Origin of the sequence: Streptomyces sp. P1-3 (assembly GCF_050613155.1) — a bacterium.
Lineage (GTDB): Bacteria > Actinomycetota > Actinomycetes > Streptomycetales > Streptomycetaceae > Streptomyces.
In genome coordinates this window covers 1,670,193-1,688,601 of record NZ_CP192512.1, presented here as the reverse complement: position 1 = coordinate 1,688,601, position 18,409 = coordinate 1,670,193, and the positions used below count along the sequence as shown (strand labels likewise).

The window sequence follows — 18,409 nt, the reverse complement described above, 5'->3', positions numbered from 1 at the left end:
CGGGCGGTCCGGCTCCGCCCGACCAAACGATCACCTGTCGCGCCGGTCACTGGCCCGGCGGACCGATCCTCACGGGGGAGCGGATTTCACCCGGGCGGGACGCTCCGGTCGATCGAGGGGGAGCGCGGTTGACGCCCTGGGGGAGTGCAGGATGGGGGGCATGGACCTGCGTATCTTCACCGAGCCCCAGCAAGGGGCGGACTACGAGACCCTGCTCACCGTCGCCAAGGCCACGGAGGACCTGGGCTTCGACGCCTTCTTCCGTTCCGACCACTATCTGCACATGGGCGGTGTCGACGGGCTGCCCGGCCCGACGGACGCCTGGATCACCCTTGCCGGACTCGCCCGTGAGACCCGGCGGATCCGGCTCGGCACGCTGATGACCGCCGGCACGTTCCGGCTGCCCGGCGTGCTCGCCATCCAGGTCGCCCAGGTCGACCGGATGTCCGGCGGCCGGGTGGAGCTCGGCCTGGGCGCGGGCTGGTTCGAGGAGGAGCACAAGGCGTACGGCATCCCGTTCCCGAAGGAGAAGCTCGCCCGGCTGGAGGAGCAGCTGGCGATCGTCACCGGACTGTGGAAGACGCCGGTCGGCGAGACCTTCAGCTACGCCGGGGACTTCTACCAGCTGACCGACTCGCCCGCGCTGCCCAAGCCCGCCCAGCCCAAGGTGCCGGTGCTCGTCGGCGGTCTGGGCGCGACCCGCACCCCGCGGCTCGCCGCCGCCTACGCCGACGAGTTCAACATCCCGTTCGCGTCCCTGGAGGACAGCGCACGGCAGTTCGGCCGGGTGCGGGAGGCAGCCGAGGCCGCCGGGCGCGCGGGCGGCGACCTGGTGTACTCCAACGCCCTGGTGGCGTGCGTGGGCAAGGACGACGCGGAGGTCGCGCGACGGGCCGCCGCGATCGGCCGGGAGGTGGCGGAGCTGAAGGAGAACGGCCTGGCGGGCTCGCCCGCAGAGGTCGTCGACAAGATCGGCCGCTACCGGGAGATCGGTTCGTCCCGGATCTACTTCCAGATTCTGGACCTCGACGACCTCGACCACCTGGAGCTGATCTCCTCACAGGTGCAGTCCCAGCTCGGCTGACCAGACAAGGAGCACTGCGATGTCCGCCCCCGGACCCGCGCCGGCCCCCGCCACGCCGCTCGCCACCGCGCTCGCGCGCGGGCCGCTCATCCTCGACGGCGGCCTGTCCAACCAGCTGGAGGCGCAAGGGTGTGAGCTGTTGGACGAGCTGTGGTCGGCCCGGCTCCTGGCCGACGAGCCGCGGCAGATCGAGGCGGCCCACGCGGCGTACGTGAGGGCGGGCGCGCAGGTGCTCATCACCTCCAGCTACCAGGCCACCTACGAGGGCTTCGACCGCCGGGGCGTGCGGCGGCCGGAGGCGGACGCACTGCTGCGGCGCAGTGTGGAGCTGGCACGGCTGGCGGCGGCCGGCGCGGACCGGGAGATCTGGGTGGCCGCCTCCGTCGGGCCGTACGGGGCGATGCTCGCGGACGGCAGCGAGTACCGGGGGCGGTACGGCCTGAGCGTGGCGGAGCTGGAGCGATTCCACCGGCCGCGGATCGAGACCCTGGCCGCGGCCGGTCCGGATGTGCTCGCCCTGGAGACCGTGCCGGACATGGACGAGGCGCGGGCCCTGCTGCGGGCGGTCGAGGGGTGCGGGGTGCCGGTGTGGCTCTCGTACAGCGTCGCGGGGGAGACCACCCGCGCCGGGCAGCCGCTCACCGACGCCTTCGCCCTGGCCGCCGAGGCCGACCAGGTCATCGCGGTGGGCGTGAACTGCTGTGAGCCGCACGACGCGGACCGCGCGGTGGAGATCGCGACCTTGGCCACCGGCAAGCCGGTGGTGGTCTATCCGAACAGCGGGGAGGTGTGGGATGCGGGGACGCGGAGCTGGCGGGGGCGGTCGACGTTCAGCCGCGACCGGGTCGCGGCGTGGCGGGACGCCGGTGCGCGGCTCATCGGCGGCTGCTGCCGGGTGGGACCGGACCGCATCGCCGAACTGGCCGCCGTCGTCGGACGGCACGGGGCCGTCGGGGACGAAGGCGGTGAAAACCGGTAGGAGCACGCGGCGTGGAGCGGCGATACTCGACCGTGTGTTCCTGACGATAACCACCACCGGCACCGCCGAACGCCCGGCCACCGACCTCGGCTTCCTGCTGCACAAGCATCCCGACAAGACCCAGCGCTTCTCGACCTCGCACGGCGTCGCGCACGTCTTCTACCCCGAGGCGAGCGCCGAGCGCTGCACGGCGGCACTGCTGCTGGAGATCGACGCGGTGGCGCTGGTGCGGCGGAACCGGGGCAAGGGCGCAGCCCCGGGTGGGGCGCCGCACCTGGCGCTCGCGCAGTACGTCAACGACCGGCCGTATGCCGCCTCGTCGCTGCTGGCCGTGGCTCTGAGCACGGTGTTCTCCAGCGCGCTCAAGGGTCAGTGCAAGGCGCGGCCCGAGCTGCCCGGACACGCGCTGCCCCTGCGCGTCGAGGTCCCCGCCCTCCCCGCGCGCGGTGGCACTGAGCTGGTGGCCCGGCTCTTCGAACCGCTCGGCTGGACGGTCACGGCCCGGACCGTGCCGCTGGACGAGACGTTCCCGGAGTGGGGCGACTCGCGGTACGTGCGGCTCACGCTGGAAGGCGAGCTGCGGTTGGCCGAAGCGCTGCGCCATCTGTACGTGCTGCTCCCGGTGCTGGACGACGCGAAGCACTACTGGGTCGCGCCCGACGAGGTGGACAAGCTGCTCCGCTCCGGCGAGGGATGGCTGGAGAACCACCCGGAACAGCTGCTCATCACCAGCCGCTTCCTGGCGCGGCGCCGGTCGCTGACCCGGGACGCGCTGGACCGACTGGAGCTCGCCCGGCTCGCCGAGGCCGACGACACCGAGGCGGAGGAACTGGACAACGCGGTCGACGAGACCTCGGACACGGAGGACAAGCCGATCCCGCTGGCGGTCCAGCGGCGGGAGGCGATCCTGGAGGCGCTGCGCGGCGCCGGTGCGTCACGCGTGCTCGACCTGGGCTGCGGTCAGGGGCAGTTGGTCGGTGCGCTCCTCCAGGAGCCGCGGTTCACCGACATCGTCGGCGTCGACGTGTCGATGCGGGCTCTCCAGTTCGCCGCGCGGCGGCTGCGCCTGGAGCGCATGCCGGAGCGGCAGGCGGCACGCGTGAAACTGCTCCAGGGCTCGCTGGCGTACACCGACAGCAGACTCAACGGGTACGACGCTGCGGTGCTCAGCGAGGTCATCGAGCACGTCGACCCGCCGCGGCTGCCCGCCCTGGAGTACGCGGTGTTCGGTGCGGCCCGGCCCGCGACCGTCGTCGTGACGACGCCCAACGTCGAGTACAACGTGCGCTGGGAGACCCTTCCGGCCGGACATGTGCGGCACGCGGACCACCGCTTCGAATGGACACGGCAGGAGTTCCGCGCCTGGGCGGACGCCGTGGCGGAACGGCACGGGTACGCCGTGGAGTTCCGGCCCGTGGGCCCGGACGACCCGGAGGTGGGGCCGCCGACCCAGATGGCGGTCTTCCGCAGCGCCGGAAACACCCCTGACACCACCACTTCCACGACAGAAAAGGAGGCCGCGGCATGACCACCGGCAAGCGCACCCTGGCCGTGACCGACCTGTCCCTCGTGGTCCTGATCGGCTCCACCGGCTCCGGCAAGTCGACCTTCGCACGCAGGCACTTCAAGCCCACCGAGGTGCTCTCCTCGGACTTCTGCCGCGGCCTCGTCGCCGACGACGAGAACGACCAGACCGTGAGCGGTGACGCCTTCGACGTCCTGCACTACATCGCCGGCAAGCGGCTCGCCGCCGGCCGGCTCACCGTGGTCGACGCGACCAATGTGCAGTCCGCGGCCCGCAAACAGCTCATCCAGCTCGCCCGGCAGCACGACGTCCTGCCGATCGCCGTCGTCCTCGACGTGCCCGAGTCGGTCTGCGCGGAGCGCAACGCCGCCCGCGCCGACCGGGCAGACCTGCCGCGCCACGTGATCCAGCGGCACCAGCGGGAACTGCGCCGCTCGCTGCGCCACTTGGAGCGCGAGGGATTCCGCAAGGTGCACGTGCTGCGCGACGTGGCGGAGGTCGAGGCCGCCGAGATCGTCCTGGAGCGGCGCTTCAACGATCTGCGGCACCTGACCGGACCGTTCGACATCATCGGCGACATCCACGGCTGCCGCGCCGAACTGGAGGCCCTGCTCGGCAAGCTCGGCTACGTCGACGGGGTCCACCCCGAAGGCCGTACCGCCGTGTTCGTCGGCGACCTCGTGGACCGCGGACCGGACAGCCCCGGCGTACTGCGGCTGGTCATGGGCATGGTGGCCGCGGGCAACGCGCTGTGCGTGCCGGGCAACCACGAGAACAAGCTCGGCCGCTGGCTCAAGGGCAGAAACGTCCAGCACACGCACGGACTCGCCGAGACCGTCGAGCAGCTGGAGCGGGAGGACGACGCCTTCAAGGAGCAGGTGCGGGAGTTCGTCGACGGCCTCGTCAGCCACTACGTCCTGGACGAGGGCAAGCTGGTGGTGTGCCACGCCGGACTGCCCGAGAAGTACCACGGCCGCACCTCGGGCCGGGTGCGCTCGCACGCCCTGTACGGCGACACGACCGGCGAGACCGACGAGTTCGGGCTGCCCGTGCGCTACCCGTGGGCCGAGGACTACCGGGGCCGCGCCGCCGTCGTGTACGGCCACACCCCGACCCCGAAGGCGTCCTGGCTCAACAACACCATCTGCCTGGACACCGGCTGCGTCTTCGGCGGCACCCTGACCGCGCTGCGCTGGCCGGAGCGCGAGCTGGTGGACGTACCCGCCGAGCGAGTCTGGTACGAGCCGGTCCGACCGCTCACCCCGGAGGCGCCCGGCGGCGCCGACGGGCGCCCGCTGGACCTCGCCGACGTCACCGGGCGGCGGGTCGTGGAGACCCGGCACCTGGGCCGGGTCGCGGTCAAGGAGGAGAACGCCGCCGCCGCGCTGGAGGTGATGAGCCGCTTCGCGATCGACCCGCGGCTGCTCGCCTACCTGCCGCCGACGATGGCGCCCTGCGCGACGTCCAAGGAAGAGGGCTACCTGGAGCATCCGGCCGAGGCGTTCGCCGCCTACCGGGCAGACGGAGTGCGCCAAGTGGTGTGCGAGGAGAAGCACATGGGCTCGCGTGCGGTGGCCCTGGTCTGCCGCGACGCGGAGGCCGCGCGCGAGCGGTTCGACATCGCCGGGAACACCACCGGCGCGCTGTACACCCGTACCGGGCGCCCGTTCTTCGACGACCCGTCCGTCACGGAGCAGGTGCTGGCCCCCATCCGGGAGGCCGTCACGGGTACCGGCCTGTGGGACGAACTGGGTACGGACTGGCTGCTGGTCGACGCCGAGCTGCTTCCGTGGTCCCTCAAGGCGTCCGGCTTGCTGCGCACGCAGTACGCGGCGGTGGGCGCCGCCGCCGGTGCCGCCTTCCCCGGCGCGGTGGCCGCCCTCGAGGCGGCGGCGGCCCGCGGTGTCGAGGGCGTCGGCGGCGCGGACGGGCTCCTGGGCAGACAGCGCGACCGGGCGGCGCACGCGGCGGCCTTCACCGAGGCGTACCGCCGCTACTGCTGGCCGGTCGACGGGCTGGACGGCATGCGGTTCGCTCCCTTCCAGCTGCTCGCCGCCCAGGGCCGCAACCTGGCCACCGTGCCGCACGACGAGCAACTGGCCTGGCTCGACCGGCTGGTGGAGCACGACACCAGCGGACTGCTGCGCCGCACCGGCCGGATCCACGTGGACACCGAGGACGAGGCGTCCGTCGCGGAGGGCGTGCGCTGGTGGCTGGAGCTGACCGAGGCGGGCGGTGAGGGCATGGTGGTCAAGCCGCTCCAGGCGTTCATACGCAAGGAGAACGGCCGACTCGTCCAGCCGGGCGTCAAGTGCCGGGGCCGGGAGTATCTGCGGATCATCTACGGACCGGAATACACCCGTCCGGACAACCTGGAGCGGCTGCGGGAGCGGCACCTCGGCCACAAGCGCTCACTGGCGCTGCGCGAGTACGCGCTGGGCCTGGAGGCGCTGGACCGGCTGGCGGAGGGGGAGCCTCTGTGGCGGGTCCACGAGGCGGTGTTCGCGGTGCTCGCCCTGGAGTCCGAGCCGGTGGACCCGAGGCTGTAGCTGACTGCGGCTGGACTGGGTGGGGCAGGGCAGGGCAGGGCTGGGCAGGGCCTCGGCCGGGGCAGGACCTCTGCCCCGGCCACCCGGCCCCAGGCCCCCACGGCCCCCAGGCCCCCCACCCGGCCCCCAGGCGCCCCCACCCGGCCCGTCCGTGCGCGCCGAATCGCATCACGCTGCGAGCGGCGGCGTTCGTTCCGGGCGCCGGGCGGCCAAGATGGGTCGTATGGGATTTCATGTTGATTCCGAGGCCGGGCGGCTGCGCCGCGTCATACTGCACCGCCCCGACCTCGAGCTGAAGCGGCTCACGCCGACCAATAAGGAAGCGCTGCTCTTCGATGACGTGCTGTGGGTACGGCGCGCCCGGCAGGAGCACGACGGTTTCGCGGACGTCCTGCGCGACCGCGGGGTCGAGGTGCATCTCTTCGGCGACCTGCTGGCCGAGAGCCTGGCCGTGCCGGAGGCGCGCGCCCTGGTCCTGGACCGGGTCTTCGACGAGAAGGAGTACGGTCCACTCGCCACTGATCATTTGCGCGCCGCCTTCGACGAGCTGACGGACCCGGAACTGACCGAGGCGCTGGTCGGCGGCATGACCAAGCGGGAGTTCCTCGAGCGGCACCCCGAGCCGGTCTCCGTGCGCTTCCACGCCATGGATCCGGACGACTTCCTCGTCAACCCGCTGCCCAACCACCTCTTCACGCGCGACGCGTCGGCCTGGGTGTACGACGGGGTCAGTATCAACGCGATGCGCTGGCCGGCCCGTTGGCACGAGACCGTGCACTACGAAGCCGTCTACCGGCACCACCCGCTGTTCGCCGCGCAGTACGCCACCGGTGGCTTCCACGTCTGGTCCGAGGGTCAGGCGGCGTACCCGTCGACCATAGAGGGCGGCGACGTGCTGGTGATCGGCAACGGCGCGGTGCTGATCGGGATGAGTGAGCGCACCACCCCGCAGGCGGTGGAGATGCTGGCGCGCGGGCTGTTCGCGGCCGGCTCCGCGCGCACGATCGTGGCGCTGGACATGCCCAAGCGGCGGGCGTTCATGCATCTGGACACGGTCATGACGATGGTGGACGGGGACACCTTCACCCAGTACGCGGGGCTGGGGATGCTCCGCTCGTACACCATCGAGCCGGGCGCCGAGGAGCAGGAGCTGAAGGTCACCGACCATCCGCCGGAGCACATGCACCGGGCCATCGCGGCGGCCCTCGGTCTGGATGGCATCCGGGTCCTGACCGCGACCCAGGACGTCCACGCGGCCGAGCGCGAGCAGTGGGACGACGGCTGCAACGTGCTCGCGGTCGAGCCGGGCGTCGTCGTGGCGTACGAGCGGAACGCCACCACCAACACGCACCTGCGCAAGTGCGGCATCGAGGTGATCACGATCCCGGGCAGCGAGCTGGGGCGCGGCAGGGGCGGGCCGCGCTGCATGAGCTGTCCCGTCGAGCGGGACGCGGTCCACTAGCCCTCTCGATATATATGCAGAGCATCGTATACACTTCCATGGTCCTGTAGATTCGCTGTGCCCTAGGAGCCACGCCATGGCGAAAGACCTCACCGGCCGCCACTTCCTCAAGGAGCTGGACTTCACCGCCGAGGAGTTCAGCCGCCTGATCGAGCTGGCGGCCGAACTGAAGGCCGCCAAGCGCGCGGGCGCCGAGGTGCGGCGACTCACCGGCAAGAACATCGCGCTGGTCTTCGAGAAGACCTCCACCCGCACCCGGTGCGCGTTCGAGGTCGCGGCCGCCGACCAGGGGGCCTCGACGACCTACCTCGACCCGGCCGGATCGCAGATCGGACACAAGGAATCGGTCAAGGACACCGCGCGTGTCCTTGGCCGGATGTTCGACGCGATCGAGTACCGCGGCCATGGCCAGGGTGTCGTCGAGGAGCTCGCCGCGCACGCGGGCGTCCCGGTCTACAACGGCCTCACCGACGAGTGGCACCCCACCCAGATGCTCGCCGACGTCCTGACCATGACGGAGCACAGCGACAAGCCGCTCAACCGGATGGCGTACGCCTACCTCGGGGACGCCCGGTACAACATGGGCAACTCCTACCTGGTCACCGGCGCGCTCCTGGGGATGGACGTGCGGATCGTGGCACCGCGCCTGCTGTGGCCGGACGAGACGATCGTGGCGGTGGCGCGCGAGCTGGCCAAGTCCTCCGGCGCCACCGTGAGCCTCACCGAGGACGTGTCCGAGGGGGTGCGCGGTGCCGACTTCGTCGCCACCGACGTGTGGGTGTCGATGGGGGAGCCGCAATCGGTGTGGGACGAGCGCATCGGGCTGCTCGGTCCGTACGCGGTCACGATGGACGTGCTGCGCGCCACGGGCAACCCGGACGTGCGGTTCCTCCACTGCCTGCCCGCCTTCCACGACCTGGGCACGGACGTGGGCCGGGAGATCTACGAGCGGCACGGGCTGACCGAGCTGGAGGTCAGCGACGAGGTCTTCGAGTCCGAGCACTCGGTCGTCTTCGACGAGGCGGAGAACCGGATGCACACGATCAAGGCGGTGCTGGTGGCGACACTCGCCGCGTAGACCTCCAGCGCCATGTAGGTCTCCAGTGCCGCGCAGGTCTCCAGCGCCGTGTGGGCCTCCGGCGCCGCGCAGGCCCTGAAGGGACCTCCCCGCCACGGAGGAGCGGCTCGGGAGGGGAGCGGTCGTCTATCGCGCTCTCGTGACGACAGTCACGCTTCGGTGATAGCTTCTCCGATACGGGAACCAGCCGTCCGCCCGCCCAGCCACCGGCTGAAGGAGGCCGTGCTCCATGAGTCCCTTTACCGGATCCGCGACCCGGACCGAGCGGTGGCGCCACCTGCGCCTCACCGTCGACGCCGGAGTCGCCACCGTCACCCTCGCCCGTCCCGAGAAGCTCAACGCACTCACCTTCGGCGCCTACGCCGATCTGCGCGACCTGCTCGGCGAACTCTCCCGCGAGCGCTCCGTGCGCGCCCTGGTGCTCGGCGGCGACGGCCGGGGCTTTTGCTCCGGCGGCGACGTCGACGAGATCATCGGCGCCACCCTCGCCATGGACACCGGGGCGCTCCTGGACTTCAACCGCATGACCGGGCAGGTCGTCCGGGCCCTGCGCGAGTGCCCCTTCCCCGTGGTCGCGGCGGTGCACGGCGTCGCCGCCGGTGCCGGTGCCGTCCTCGCCCTCGCCGCCGACTTCCGCGTCGCCGACCCCACCGCGCGCTTCGCGTTCCTCTTCACCAAGGTGGGACTGTCCGGCGGGGACATGGGCGCCGCGTATCTGCTGCCGCGCGTCGTCGGCCTCGGGCACGCCACCCGGCTGCTGATGCTCGGCGAGCCGGTGGCCGCGCCCGAGGCCGAACGCATCGGGCTGATCAGCCAGTCGGCCGACGAAGGGCAGGCCGGGCTGGCGGCCGCCGCGCTCGCCCGGCGCCTCGCCGAGGGTCCCGCCCTCGCCTACGCCCAGACCAAGGCACTGCTCACCGCGGAACTCGACATGCCGCTCGCCGCGTCCGTCGAACTCGACGCCGCCACCCAGGCCCTGCTGATGAACAGCGCCGACTACGCCGAGTTCCACGCGGCGTTCACCCATCGGCGTACGCCGAAATGGCAGGGTCGCTAGCCGTGGCGGGGGCCATGCGGGTGGCCGTCGTGGGCGGCGGCCCCGGCGGTCTCTACGCGGCGGCGCTCCTCAAGCGCCTCGACCCCCGGCGGGAGATCACCGTCTGGGAGCGCAACGCCCCCGACGACACCTTCGGCTTCGGCGTCGTGCTGTCCGACGAGACCCTCGGCGGCATCGAACACGCCGACCCCGTGGTCTACGCGGCGCTGCGCGCCGAGTTCGTCCGCTGGGACACCATCGACGTGGTCCGCGGCGGCCAGGTGCTCAGCTCCGGCGGGCACGGCTTCGCGGCCCTCGGCCGCCGCCGGCTGCTGGCGCTGCTGCACGACCGCTGCCGCACGCTCGGCGTCCGTCTGCGCTTCCGCGCCCAGGCCCCGCCCGCCGCCGAACTCGCCCGCACCCACGACCTGGTGATCGCCGCCGACGGGGTGCACAGCGCCACCCGCGAGGCCCACGCCGACGTCTTCCGCCCCCACCTGACCACCCACCGCTGCCGCTACATCTGGCTGGCCGCCGACTTCGCCTTCGACGCCTTCCGCTTCGAGATCGCCGAGACCGAGCGCGGTGTGGCGCAGTTGCACGGATACCCGTACGGGCCGGATGCCAGCACCGTCATCGTCGAGATGCGCGAGGACGTCTGGCGCCGCGCGGGGTTCGACCGCTGCGGTGAGCACGCCTCCGTCGAACGGTGCGCGAAGCTCTTCGCCACGGCGCTGGACGGCCGCCCGCTGCGCGGCAACCACTCGCAGTGGACCGCCTTCCGCACCGTCGTCAACGACCACTGGTCGCACGGGAACGTCGTGCTGCTCGGCGACGCCGCGCACACCGCCCACTTCTCCATCGGCTCCGGCACCAAGCTCGCGGTCGAGGACGCCCTCGCCCTCGCCGCGTGCCTCACCGAGCAGCCGACCGTGCCCGACGCACTCGCGGCGTACGAGGCCGAACGCCGCCCCGTGGTGGAGTCCACCCAGCGCGCGGCCGCGGCCAGCCTGCGCTGGTTCGAGGACCTGGCCCGCTATCTGCCGCAGCCGCCGAGCCAGTTCGCGTTCAACCTGCTCACCCGCAGCCGCCGCGTCACGCACGGGAATCTGCGGCTGCGCGACGCCGCGTTCGTCTCGGCGGTCGAGCGCGAGGCGGCCGTGGCCCCCGGCACGCCCCCCATGTTCACGCCCTTCCGGCTGCGCGGGCTCACCCTGCGCAACCGGGTCGTGGTCTCCCCGATGGACATGTACTCCGCCGTCGACGGCACCCCCGGCGACTTCCACCTGGTCCACCTCGGCTCCCGGGCGCTCGGCGGCGCCGGGCTGGTCATGTCCGAGATGGTCTGCGTCAGCCCGCGGGGCCGCATCACCCCCGGCTGCACGGGGCTGTACACGCCGGAACACGAGGCGGCCTGGCGCCGCGTGGTGGACTTCTGCCACGCCCAGTCCCCGGGCGTTGCGGTCGGCGTGCAGCTCGGGCACTCCGGCCGCAAGGGCTCCACCCGGCTGATGTGGGAGGGCATCGACGACCCGCTGCCGTCCGGCAACTGGCCGCTGGCCGCCCCGTCATCGCTGCCGTACCGGCCGGGCGTCAGCCAGATCCCGCAGGCCTTGGACGCAACCGGACTGGCCGCGATCCGCGAGGAGTTCACCGCCGCCGCCCGCCGCGCCGCGCGTGCGGGGTTCGACCTGCTCGAACTCCACTGCGCCCACGGATACCTGCTCTCCAGCTTCCTGTCGCCGCTGACCAACCTCCGCACCGACGGCTACGGCGGCTCCCTCACCGCACGCCTGCGCTACCCGCTGGAGGTCTTCGACGCGGTACGGGCGGTCTGGCCCGAGGACCGGCCCATGACGGTCCGCATATCGGCCACCGACTGGGCGCCGGGCGGCACGACGGCCGATGACGCGGTCGTCGTCGCCGCCGCGTTCGCCGCCCGCGGTGCCGACGCCATCGACGTCTCCACCGGCCAGGTTGTCCCGGACGAACGCCCCGAGTACGGCCGCTCGTACCAGACCCCGTTCGCCGACCGCATCCGCAACGAGCTGGGCGTCCCGGTCGTCGCCGTCGGCGCCATCTCCTCCTGGGACGACGTGAACTCGCTGGTCCTGGCGGGCCGCGCCGACCTGTGCGCCCTGGCCCGCCCGCATCTGTACGACCCGCACTGGACGCTGCACGCCGCCGCCGAGCAGGGGTACTCGGGGCCGGGCGCCCCCTGGCCGCTGCCGTACCGGGCGGGCAGCCGCCGCCCCCCGACCGGCCGCACGGACGCCCCCAAGCCGCGGCTGGCCCTGGACGCGGACCTTCCCCAGCCCCGCCCCTTCCCGTAACCGGGGCTCCGCCCCCCGGCGGGTCACGTCCGTCAGATCTCGCGCAGGTGTCCGGCCACGTACTCCGCCCCGAGGTCCCTCAGTCGCTCGTGCAAGGCGGAGAAGACCCGGGCGGCGCGGGCGCCGGGCCAGTCGGCGGGGAGCAGGGCGGGCGGCAGGCCCGGGTCGGCGTACGGCAGGTGGCGCCAGGAGTCCAGGGCCAGCAGATAGTCGCGGTACGCGTCCTCCGGGTCGCCGGCCCGCCGCCGCGACCAGCGGCGCAGCACCGGTTCGTGGGCGTCGAGGAAAGCCTGGTGCAGTGCGGCCAGCGCGTCCAGGTCCCACCAGCGGCGCACCGCGTCGGCGGTCGGTTCGAACCCGGCGTGCCGGCCCCGGAAGAGGTCTACGTACGCGGCCAGTTCGAGCCGCTCCAGGGTGTGCCGGGTCTCCTCGTAGAGGTGGTCGGGGGCGATCCACACCCCCGGCGCGGCCGTCCCGAAGCCCAGCCGGGCCAGCCGGGAGCGCAGCAGATGGCGCTTGTGCCGCTCCTGCTCGGGCACCGAGAACACCGCCAGCAGCCAGCCGTCCCGGGACCGGGAGCCCGCGGGGCGGCCGTAGACCCGCCGGTCGCCGTCCTCCAGCAGCTGCCGGGCGTCGGCGGACAGCGCGTACCCGGCGGCCCCGTCCGCCGTGCGGTCCGGCACCAGCAGCCCGCGCCGTTTGAGCCGGGAGACCGCCGAGCGCACCGACGGCGGGTCGACCCCGACCGCGCCGAGCAGCCGGACCAGGGCGGCCACGGGCATCGGGTCCGCCGGGTGGCCTACCGTGCCGCGGCCGTACGCGCCGTAGAACGTGACGATCAGGGAGCGAGGAGCATGGTGATCACTCACGCGCTTACTCTAGAACCGCTCGCGGGCCGGGCCGCTCACTGGCCGGATCCGCCGCCGCGCAGCCGGAACCGCTGGAGCTTGCCGGTGGGGGTGCGGGGGAGCGCGTCCAGGAAGACGACATGGCGCGGGCACTTGTACGGGGCCAGCTCCGCCTTGGCGAACCGCCGCAGCGAGTCGGCCGTCTCCTCGGTCCGCGGCACCCCCGAGCGCAGCACCACGTGGGCGACGACGGCCATGCCGCGCTCGCTGTCCGGACGACCGGTGACCGCGACCTCCTCCACGTGCGGGTGACGCAGCAGCGCGTCCTCGACCTCCGGACCCGCGATGTTGTACCCCGCCGAGATGATCATGTCGTCGGCGCGAGCCACATACCGGAAGTAGCCATCCGGATCGCGGATATAGGTGTCGCCGGTCAGATTCCAGCCGTCGCGTACGTAGTCGCGCTGCCGCTCGTCGGCCAGATAGCGGCAGCCGGTCGGTCCGCGCACGGCCAGCAGCCCCGGCTCGCCGTCCGGGACCGGCCGCCCGTCGGCGTCCACCACCCGCGCCTGGAAGCCGGGCACCGGAACCCCGGTGGTGCCGGGCCGGATCGCGTCGTCGGCGGCCGAGATGAAGATGTGCAGCAGCTCGGTGGCGCCGATGCCGTTGATGATGCGCAGGCCGGTCGCCGCGTACCAGTCGTGCCAGACCGCGGCGGGCAGGTTCTCCCCGGCCGAGACGCAGCGGCGCAGGCTGGAGAGGTCGTACGCGCGCAGCCGCCCGAGCATCGCGCGGTACGCGGTCGGCGCTGTGAACAGCACCGATATCCGGTGTTGCTGGACGTCGTCCAGCAGCCGCGCGGGCCCGCCCCAGTCGGAGAGCAGCGCGGCGGCGCCCGCCCGCAGCGGGAACACCACGAGCCCGCCGAGCCCGAAGGTGAAGCCGAGTGGCGGGCTGCCGGCGAACACGTCGTCCGGGCGCGGCCGCAGCACCCGCGCGGAGAAGGTGTCGGCGATGGCCAGCACATCGCGGTGGAAGTGCATGCAGCCCTTGGGCCGCCCGGTGGTGCCGGAGGTGAAGGCGATCAGCGCCACGTCGTCGGCGGAGGTGGCCACCGCCGGGTACGGGGTGGGATGGGCGGCCGCGCGCCGCAGCAGGTCGTCGGCGGACCGGCCGCCGAACACCGTCACCCGCAGCCCCCGCACCTCGGCCTTCGCCAGGTCCTCCAGGGACCGGGCGTCGCACAGCGCGTGGCTCACCCGCGCGATCCGGCAGATCGTCGCCAGCTCCGCCGCGCGGTGGGAGGCCAGCACGGTCACCGCTACGGCGCCCGCCTTCATCACCGCCAGCCAGCAGGCCGCCAGCCACGGGGTGGTGGGGCCGCGCAGCAGCACCCGGTTGCCCGGCACCACGCCCAGATCGGTGGTGAGCGTGTGCGCGATGCGGTCGACGTGCCCCTGGAGCTCGCCGTACGTCCAGCTCTCCCCGGTGCCGCCGCGCAGCGCCACCCGCTGCGGCCCCAGCCGGTCGACGGTGCCGTCCAGCAGCTCGGCACCGCAGTTGACCCGGTCGGGATAGGCGGGGGCGGGTGGCTCGTGCAGCAGCCGCGGCCACTGGCCGGGCGGCGGCAGGTGGTCGCGGGCGAAGGTGTCGATGTGCGCCGAGGGCTTGAGCTCCATCGCGTCACGCGCCTCCCATGCCTGGCCGTATGCCTGCCCTGAAGTCGCTCCGTCAGCGTAACGTGTTCGTGACGACAGTCAACAGATCGCGATATCCGATGAGGGAGAGGGAGGGTGCCCGATGCCGGCATTCGGACTGGATCCCGAACAGCTCACGTGGTGCGCCGAGCTGCGTGCCATCGCCGCCGAGCGGCTGCGCCCGCTGGCGGAACAGGGCCCGCCCGGCCGGATCAACCGGCCCCTGGTCGCCGCGCTCGGCGAACTCGGCCTGCTGCGCAGACTGTTCCCCGAAGACGGGCCGGTGCGCGCGCTGGACCTGTGCCTGCTGCGCGAATCGCTGGCCATGGAGTGCACGGAGGCCGAGACCGCGCTCGCCCTCCAGGGGCTGGGCGCCTATCCGGTCGTCCTGTCCGGCACCCCGGAGCAGCGTGACCGCTGGCTGCCCGGGGTGCGGGCGGGCCGCGCCGTGACCGCCTTCGCGCTCAGCGAGGAGGCCGCGGGCTCCGACGCCGCCGCGCTCACCCTGCGCGCCGAGCGCGACGGCTCCGCGGGCTGGCGGCTGACCGGCGAGAAGTGCTGGATCTCCAACGCCCCGGAGGCGGACGTGTGCACCGTCTTCGCGCGCACCGCCGACGGCGCGGGCGCGCGCGGCGTCACCGCCTTCCTCGTCCCGGCCGACCGGCCCGGACTCGGCGGCGAGCCCCTGGAGATGCTCAGCCCGCACCCCATCGGCCGGTACACCTTCGACGCGGTCCCGGTCACCCGCGCCGACGTCCTCGGCGCGGTCGACGGGGGCTTCGGCGTCGCCATGCGCACCCTCAACCTGCTGCGGCCCAGCGTCGGCGCGTTCGCCGTCGGCATGGCGCAGGCGGCGCTGGACGCGGCACTCGCCCACGCGGCCGAACGCACCGCGTTCGGCGGACCGTTGAAGGACCTACAGGCCGTCTCCCACCAGCTCGCCGAGATGGCCACCCGCACCGAGGCGGCCCGGCTGCTGGTCTACGCCGCGGCCGCCGCCTGCGACGCGGGCGCCCCCGACGTCGCCAAGCGCTCCGCCATGGCCAAACTCCTCGCCACCGAGACCGCCGGATACGTGGTCGACGCCGCCGTCCAGATCCACGGCGCCCGCGCCCTGCGCCGCGGCCATCTGCTCGAACACCTCTACCGCGAGGTGCGCGCCCCGCGGATCTACGAGGGCGCCACCGAGGTCCAGCGCACCATCATCGCGAAGGAGCTGTACCGAGCCGAGGAGCTGTACCGAGAGGAGCCGCACCGATGACTCTGGACCGGCTGAACCCCGCCGGGCTCTCCCCGGCCTCCGGCTTCACCCACGCCGTCACCGCCACCGGCGGACGCCTGGTCTTCCTGGCCGGGCAGACCGCGCTGGACGGGGCGGGCAGGGTCGTCGGAACCGGGCTGCCGGAGCAGTTCCGGCAGGCGCTGGGCAATCTGCTCACCGCCCTGCGTGCAGCAGGCGGCTCGCCCGCGCATCTGGCCCGGGTCACGGTCTACGCCACCGACGTGGCCGCCTACCGCGCCTGCGCGCCCGAACTGGGCCGGATCTGGCGGGAACTGGCGGGCCGCGACTACCCCGCGATGGCCGTCATCGGCGCGGTCCGGCTCTGGGACGAGGAGGCCCTGGTCGAACTGGACGGCATCGCGGTCCTGCCCGAATGAGCGTCGGCCCCGGGTTCCAGGGGCGGGGCCTGGAACCCGGGGCCGCCGCACCCGCCCTCCCGTCAGATGTCCCGGAACGTCTCGATCTGCGCGCCGATCGAGTTCAGCCGCTCCGCCAGGTCCTCGTAACCGCGGTTGATGACATACACGTTGCGCAGCACCGACGTGCCCTCGGCCGCCATCATGGCCAGCAGCACCACCACCGCGGGCCGCAGCGCGGGCGGGCACATCATCTCCGCGCTGCGCCAGCGCGTCGGGCCCTCGACCAGCACCCGGTGCGGGTCGAGGAGCTTGACTCCGGCGCCCAGCCGGTTCAGGTCGGTCAGATAGATGGCGCGGTTGTCGTAGACCCAGTCGTGGATCAGCGTCGAACCCTGCGCGGCGGCGGCGATGGCCGCGAAGAACGGCACGTTGTCGATGTTGAGCCCGGGGAACGGCATCGGGTGGATCTTGTCCAGCGGAGCGCTCAGCTTCGACGGCCGGACCGTGAGGTCGATCAGCCGGGTGCGCCCGTTGTCCGCCTTGTACTCGGCGCTGCGCTCGTGGTCCAGCCCCATCTCCTCCAGGACGGCCAGCTCGATCTCCAGGAACTCCACCGGCACCCGGCGGATCGTCAGCTCCGACTCGGTGACCACGGCCGCGGCGAGCAGGCTCATCGCCTCCACCGGGTCCTCCGACGGCGCGTAGTCGACGTCCCGGTCGATCTGCGCGACACCGTGCACCGTGAGCGTGGTGGTGCCGATGCCGTCGACCCGTACGCCCAGCTGCTCCAGGAAGAAACACAGGTCCTGGACCATGTAGTTGGAGGAGGCGTTGCGGATGACCGAGACCCCGTCGTGCCGGGCGGCGGCCAGCAGCGCGTTCTCCGTCACGGTGTCGCCGCGCTCGGTCAGCACGATGGCGCGGGTGGGGGAGACCGTGCGGTCCACCTGCGCGTGGTACGTCCCGTCGGTGGCCGTGATCTCAAGTCCGAAGTGGCGCAGCGCGGTCATGTGCGGCTGCACGGTACGGGTGCCCAGATCGCAGCCGCCCGCATACGGGATCTTGAAGTTGTCCATCCGGTGCAGCAGCGGGCCGAGGAACATGATCACGCTGCGGGTCCGCCGGGCCGCCTCGGTGTCCATCGCGGCCAGGTCCAGTTCGGCGGGCGGGGTGATCTCCAGGTCGGCGCCGTCGTTGATCCACCGCGTCTTCACGCCGATGCTGCCCAGCACCTCCAGGATGCGGTAGACCTCCTCGATCCGGGCGACCCTGCGCAGCGTCGTACGGCCGGAGTTGAGGAGCGAGGCGCACAGCAGCGCCACGCACGCGTTCTTGCTCGTCTTGACGTCGATGCTGCCGGACAGCCGGCGGCCGCCGACCACGCGCAGATGCATCGGGCCCGCGTACCCGAGCGAGACGATCTCGCTGTCCAGTGCCTCTCCGATGCGGGCGATCATCTCAAGGCTGATGTTCTGGTTACCGCGTTCGATGCGGTTGACCGCGCTCTGGCTCGTACCGAGGGCCTCCGCGAGCTGCGACTGCGTCCAACCACGGTGCTGACGGGCGTCACGGATGAGCTTGCCGATACGTACGAGGTAGTCGTCTGTCATATAGTGAGACTATCTCAAATATGAGATGCGAATGGGTTACGGGTGCCGTAAGGGTGACGGTGTGTCGCGTGGGACGTCACCCCGATGGCCGCTCCTGGAGCACCGACAGGACGTTCCCCGCGGGATCCTTGAACCAGGCGATGGACGGACCGCCGCTCTCGCGCACGATGCCCTTGTCGTCGTGCTGGAACGCGTCGTACCGCTCGAACGCCACTCCGTGCCCCGTGAGCCCGTCGACGGCCTGGTCGATGTCGTCCACGGGGAAGTTGAGGATGGTGAACGTGGCGGGGGTGTGGTGCTCCTTCGGATAGACCAGGACTTCCGTGCCCCCGGCGAGGTGCAGTGTCAGCATCCCGTGCTCCTCGGTGACCCGGAGTCCGAGCGTGCCCTCGTAGAAGTCCTTCGCCTTGCGGGTGTCGTCCACGGAGAAGCCGCTGAACGCCTTGCTGTTCCCGAACATCCGGTACCTCCGTTCTCGCCCCTTTTCTCTCAGTCTCGCGGCCCTGTGGCGGCGAGGCGAGTGGGCAGCCCGAAGGGCGGTGGCGGAGGTGATGTACTAGGGTTATC

14 protein-coding genes are annotated in these 18,409 nt (G+C 72.5%); 10 read left to right on the top strand and 4 right to left on the bottom strand.

The annotated features are described in order from the left end of the window. Positions 1-160: 160 nt before the first annotated feature. The 8 genes from ACQUSR_RS07200 to ACQUSR_RS07165 all read left to right on the top strand — a co-directional run bounded on the left by ACQUSR_RS07200 (position 161) and on the right by ACQUSR_RS07165 (position 12,046). Positions 161-1,084 (top strand): LLM class F420-dependent oxidoreductase, encoded by a 924-nt coding sequence (locus ACQUSR_RS07200; protein WP_431041717.1) that lies wholly within the window; start codon positions 161-163, stop codon positions 1,082-1,084. Positions 1,085-1,103: 19 nt separating this feature from the next. Further along, positions 1,104-2,063, top strand: a complete 960-nt coding sequence (gene mmuM, locus ACQUSR_RS07195) for a homocysteine S-methyltransferase (protein WP_431041716.1) — start codon at positions 1,104-1,106, stop codon at positions 2,061-2,063. A 34-nt stretch (positions 2,064-2,097) separates the two neighbouring features. Further along, complete coding sequence (locus ACQUSR_RS07190; RefSeq protein WP_431041715.1) at positions 2,098-3,591, top strand: 3' terminal RNA ribose 2'-O-methyltransferase Hen1; 1,494 nt, start codon at positions 2,098-2,100, stop codon at positions 3,589-3,591. Further along, the gene (locus tag ACQUSR_RS07185) at positions 3,588-6,137 is read left to right on the top strand and encodes a polynucleotide kinase-phosphatase (RefSeq protein ID WP_431041714.1); all 2,550 of its coding nucleotides are present in this window, start codon (positions 3,588-3,590) and stop codon (positions 6,135-6,137) included. The genes ACQUSR_RS07190 and ACQUSR_RS07185 overlap by 4 nt, the downstream gene beginning before the upstream one ends. 223 nt (positions 6,138-6,360) lie before the next feature. Continuing rightward, the gene (locus ACQUSR_RS07180) at positions 6,361-7,599 is read left to right on the top strand and encodes an arginine deiminase (protein ID WP_431041713.1); all 1,239 of its coding nucleotides are present in this window, start codon (positions 6,361-6,363) and stop codon (positions 7,597-7,599) included. A gap of 76 nt (positions 7,600-7,675) precedes the next feature. After that, the gene (argF, locus tag ACQUSR_RS07175; RefSeq protein WP_431041712.1) at positions 7,676-8,677 is read left to right on the top strand and encodes an ornithine carbamoyltransferase; all 1,002 of its coding nucleotides are present in this window, start codon (positions 7,676-7,678) and stop codon (positions 8,675-8,677) included. Between the two features lie 229 nt (positions 8,678-8,906). Further along, positions 8,907-9,734: an enoyl-CoA hydratase family protein gene (locus tag ACQUSR_RS07170; protein ID WP_431041711.1), complete on the top strand. Its 828-nt coding sequence runs from the start codon at positions 8,907-8,909 to the stop codon at positions 9,732-9,734. Between the two features lie 14 nt (positions 9,735-9,748). Next, complete coding sequence (locus tag ACQUSR_RS07165) at positions 9,749-12,046, top strand: bifunctional salicylyl-CoA 5-hydroxylase/oxidoreductase (RefSeq protein WP_431047424.1); 2,298 nt, start codon at positions 9,749-9,751, stop codon at positions 12,044-12,046. A 32-nt stretch (positions 12,047-12,078) separates the two neighbouring features. Here ACQUSR_RS07165 and ACQUSR_RS07160 read toward each other — a convergent pair whose 3' ends face one another. Next, complete coding sequence (locus tag ACQUSR_RS07160) at positions 12,079-12,915, bottom strand: PaaX family transcriptional regulator (RefSeq protein ID WP_431041710.1); 837 nt, start codon at positions 12,913-12,915, stop codon at positions 12,079-12,081. 35 nt (positions 12,916-12,950) lie between these two features. After that, positions 12,951-14,573: an AMP-binding protein gene (locus tag ACQUSR_RS07155; protein WP_431041709.1), complete on the bottom strand. Its 1,623-nt coding sequence runs from the start codon at positions 14,571-14,573 to the stop codon at positions 12,951-12,953. 121 nt (positions 14,574-14,694) lie between these two features. Between ACQUSR_RS07155 and ACQUSR_RS07150 the strand changes: the two genes are divergently transcribed. Further along, positions 14,695-15,852: an acyl-CoA dehydrogenase family protein gene (locus tag ACQUSR_RS07150; RefSeq protein ID WP_431041708.1), complete on the top strand. Its 1,158-nt coding sequence runs from the start codon at positions 14,695-14,697 to the stop codon at positions 15,850-15,852. Then, positions 15,849-16,250, top strand: a complete 402-nt coding sequence (locus ACQUSR_RS07145) for a RidA family protein (RefSeq protein ID WP_431041707.1) — start codon at positions 15,849-15,851, stop codon at positions 16,248-16,250. Before ACQUSR_RS07150 ends, ACQUSR_RS07145 begins: the two co-directional genes overlap by 4 nt. A 62-nt stretch (positions 16,251-16,312) precedes the next feature. Here ACQUSR_RS07145 and ACQUSR_RS07140 read toward each other — a convergent pair whose 3' ends face one another. Further along, complete coding sequence (locus ACQUSR_RS07140; protein ID WP_431041706.1) at positions 16,313-17,842, bottom strand: helix-turn-helix domain-containing protein; 1,530 nt, start codon at positions 17,840-17,842, stop codon at positions 16,313-16,315. 76 nt (positions 17,843-17,918) lie between these two features. After that, a complete protein-coding gene (locus ACQUSR_RS07135; RefSeq protein WP_431041705.1) occupies positions 17,919-18,302 on the bottom strand; it encodes a VOC family protein in 384 nt (127 codons plus the stop codon). Positions 18,303-18,409: the final 107 nt, after the last annotated feature.

Excerpts from the sequence above, each read along its gene's own strand:
- ACQUSR_RS07200 (WP_431041717.1), top strand. The coding sequence starts at position 161 with ATGGACCTGCGTATCTTCACCGAGCCCCAGCAAGGGGCGGACTACGAG.
- mmuM (WP_431041716.1), top strand. The coding sequence starts at position 1,104 with ATGTCCGCCCCCGGACCCGCGCCGGCCCCCGCCACGCCGCTCGCCACC.
- ACQUSR_RS07185 (WP_431041714.1), top strand. The coding sequence starts at position 3,588 with ATGACCACCGGCAAGCGCACCCTGGCCGTGACCGACCTGTCCCTCGTG.
- ACQUSR_RS07180 (WP_431041713.1), top strand. The coding sequence starts at position 6,361 with ATGGGATTTCATGTTGATTCCGAGGCCGGGCGGCTGCGCCGCGTCATA.
- argF (WP_431041712.1), top strand. The coding sequence starts at position 7,676 with ATGGCGAAAGACCTCACCGGCCGCCACTTCCTCAAGGAGCTGGACTTC.
- ACQUSR_RS07170 (WP_431041711.1), top strand. The coding sequence starts at position 8,907 with ATGAGTCCCTTTACCGGATCCGCGACCCGGACCGAGCGGTGGCGCCAC.
- ACQUSR_RS07165 (WP_431047424.1), top strand. The coding sequence starts at position 9,749 with ATGCGGGTGGCCGTCGTGGGCGGCGGCCCCGGCGGTCTCTACGCGGCG.
- ACQUSR_RS07155 (WP_431041709.1), bottom strand. The coding sequence starts at position 14,573 with ATGGAGCTCAAGCCCTCGGCGCACATCGACACCTTCGCCCGCGACCAC.
- ACQUSR_RS07150 (WP_431041708.1), top strand. The coding sequence starts at position 14,695 with ATGCCGGCATTCGGACTGGATCCCGAACAGCTCACGTGGTGCGCCGAG.
- ACQUSR_RS07145 (WP_431041707.1), top strand. The coding sequence starts at position 15,849 with ATGACTCTGGACCGGCTGAACCCCGCCGGGCTCTCCCCGGCCTCCGGC.
- ACQUSR_RS07140 (WP_431041706.1), bottom strand. The coding sequence starts at position 17,842 with ATGACAGACGACTACCTCGTACGTATCGGCAAGCTCATCCGTGACGCC.
- ACQUSR_RS07135 (WP_431041705.1), bottom strand. The coding sequence starts at position 18,302 with ATGTTCGGGAACAGCAAGGCGTTCAGCGGCTTCTCCGTGGACGACACC.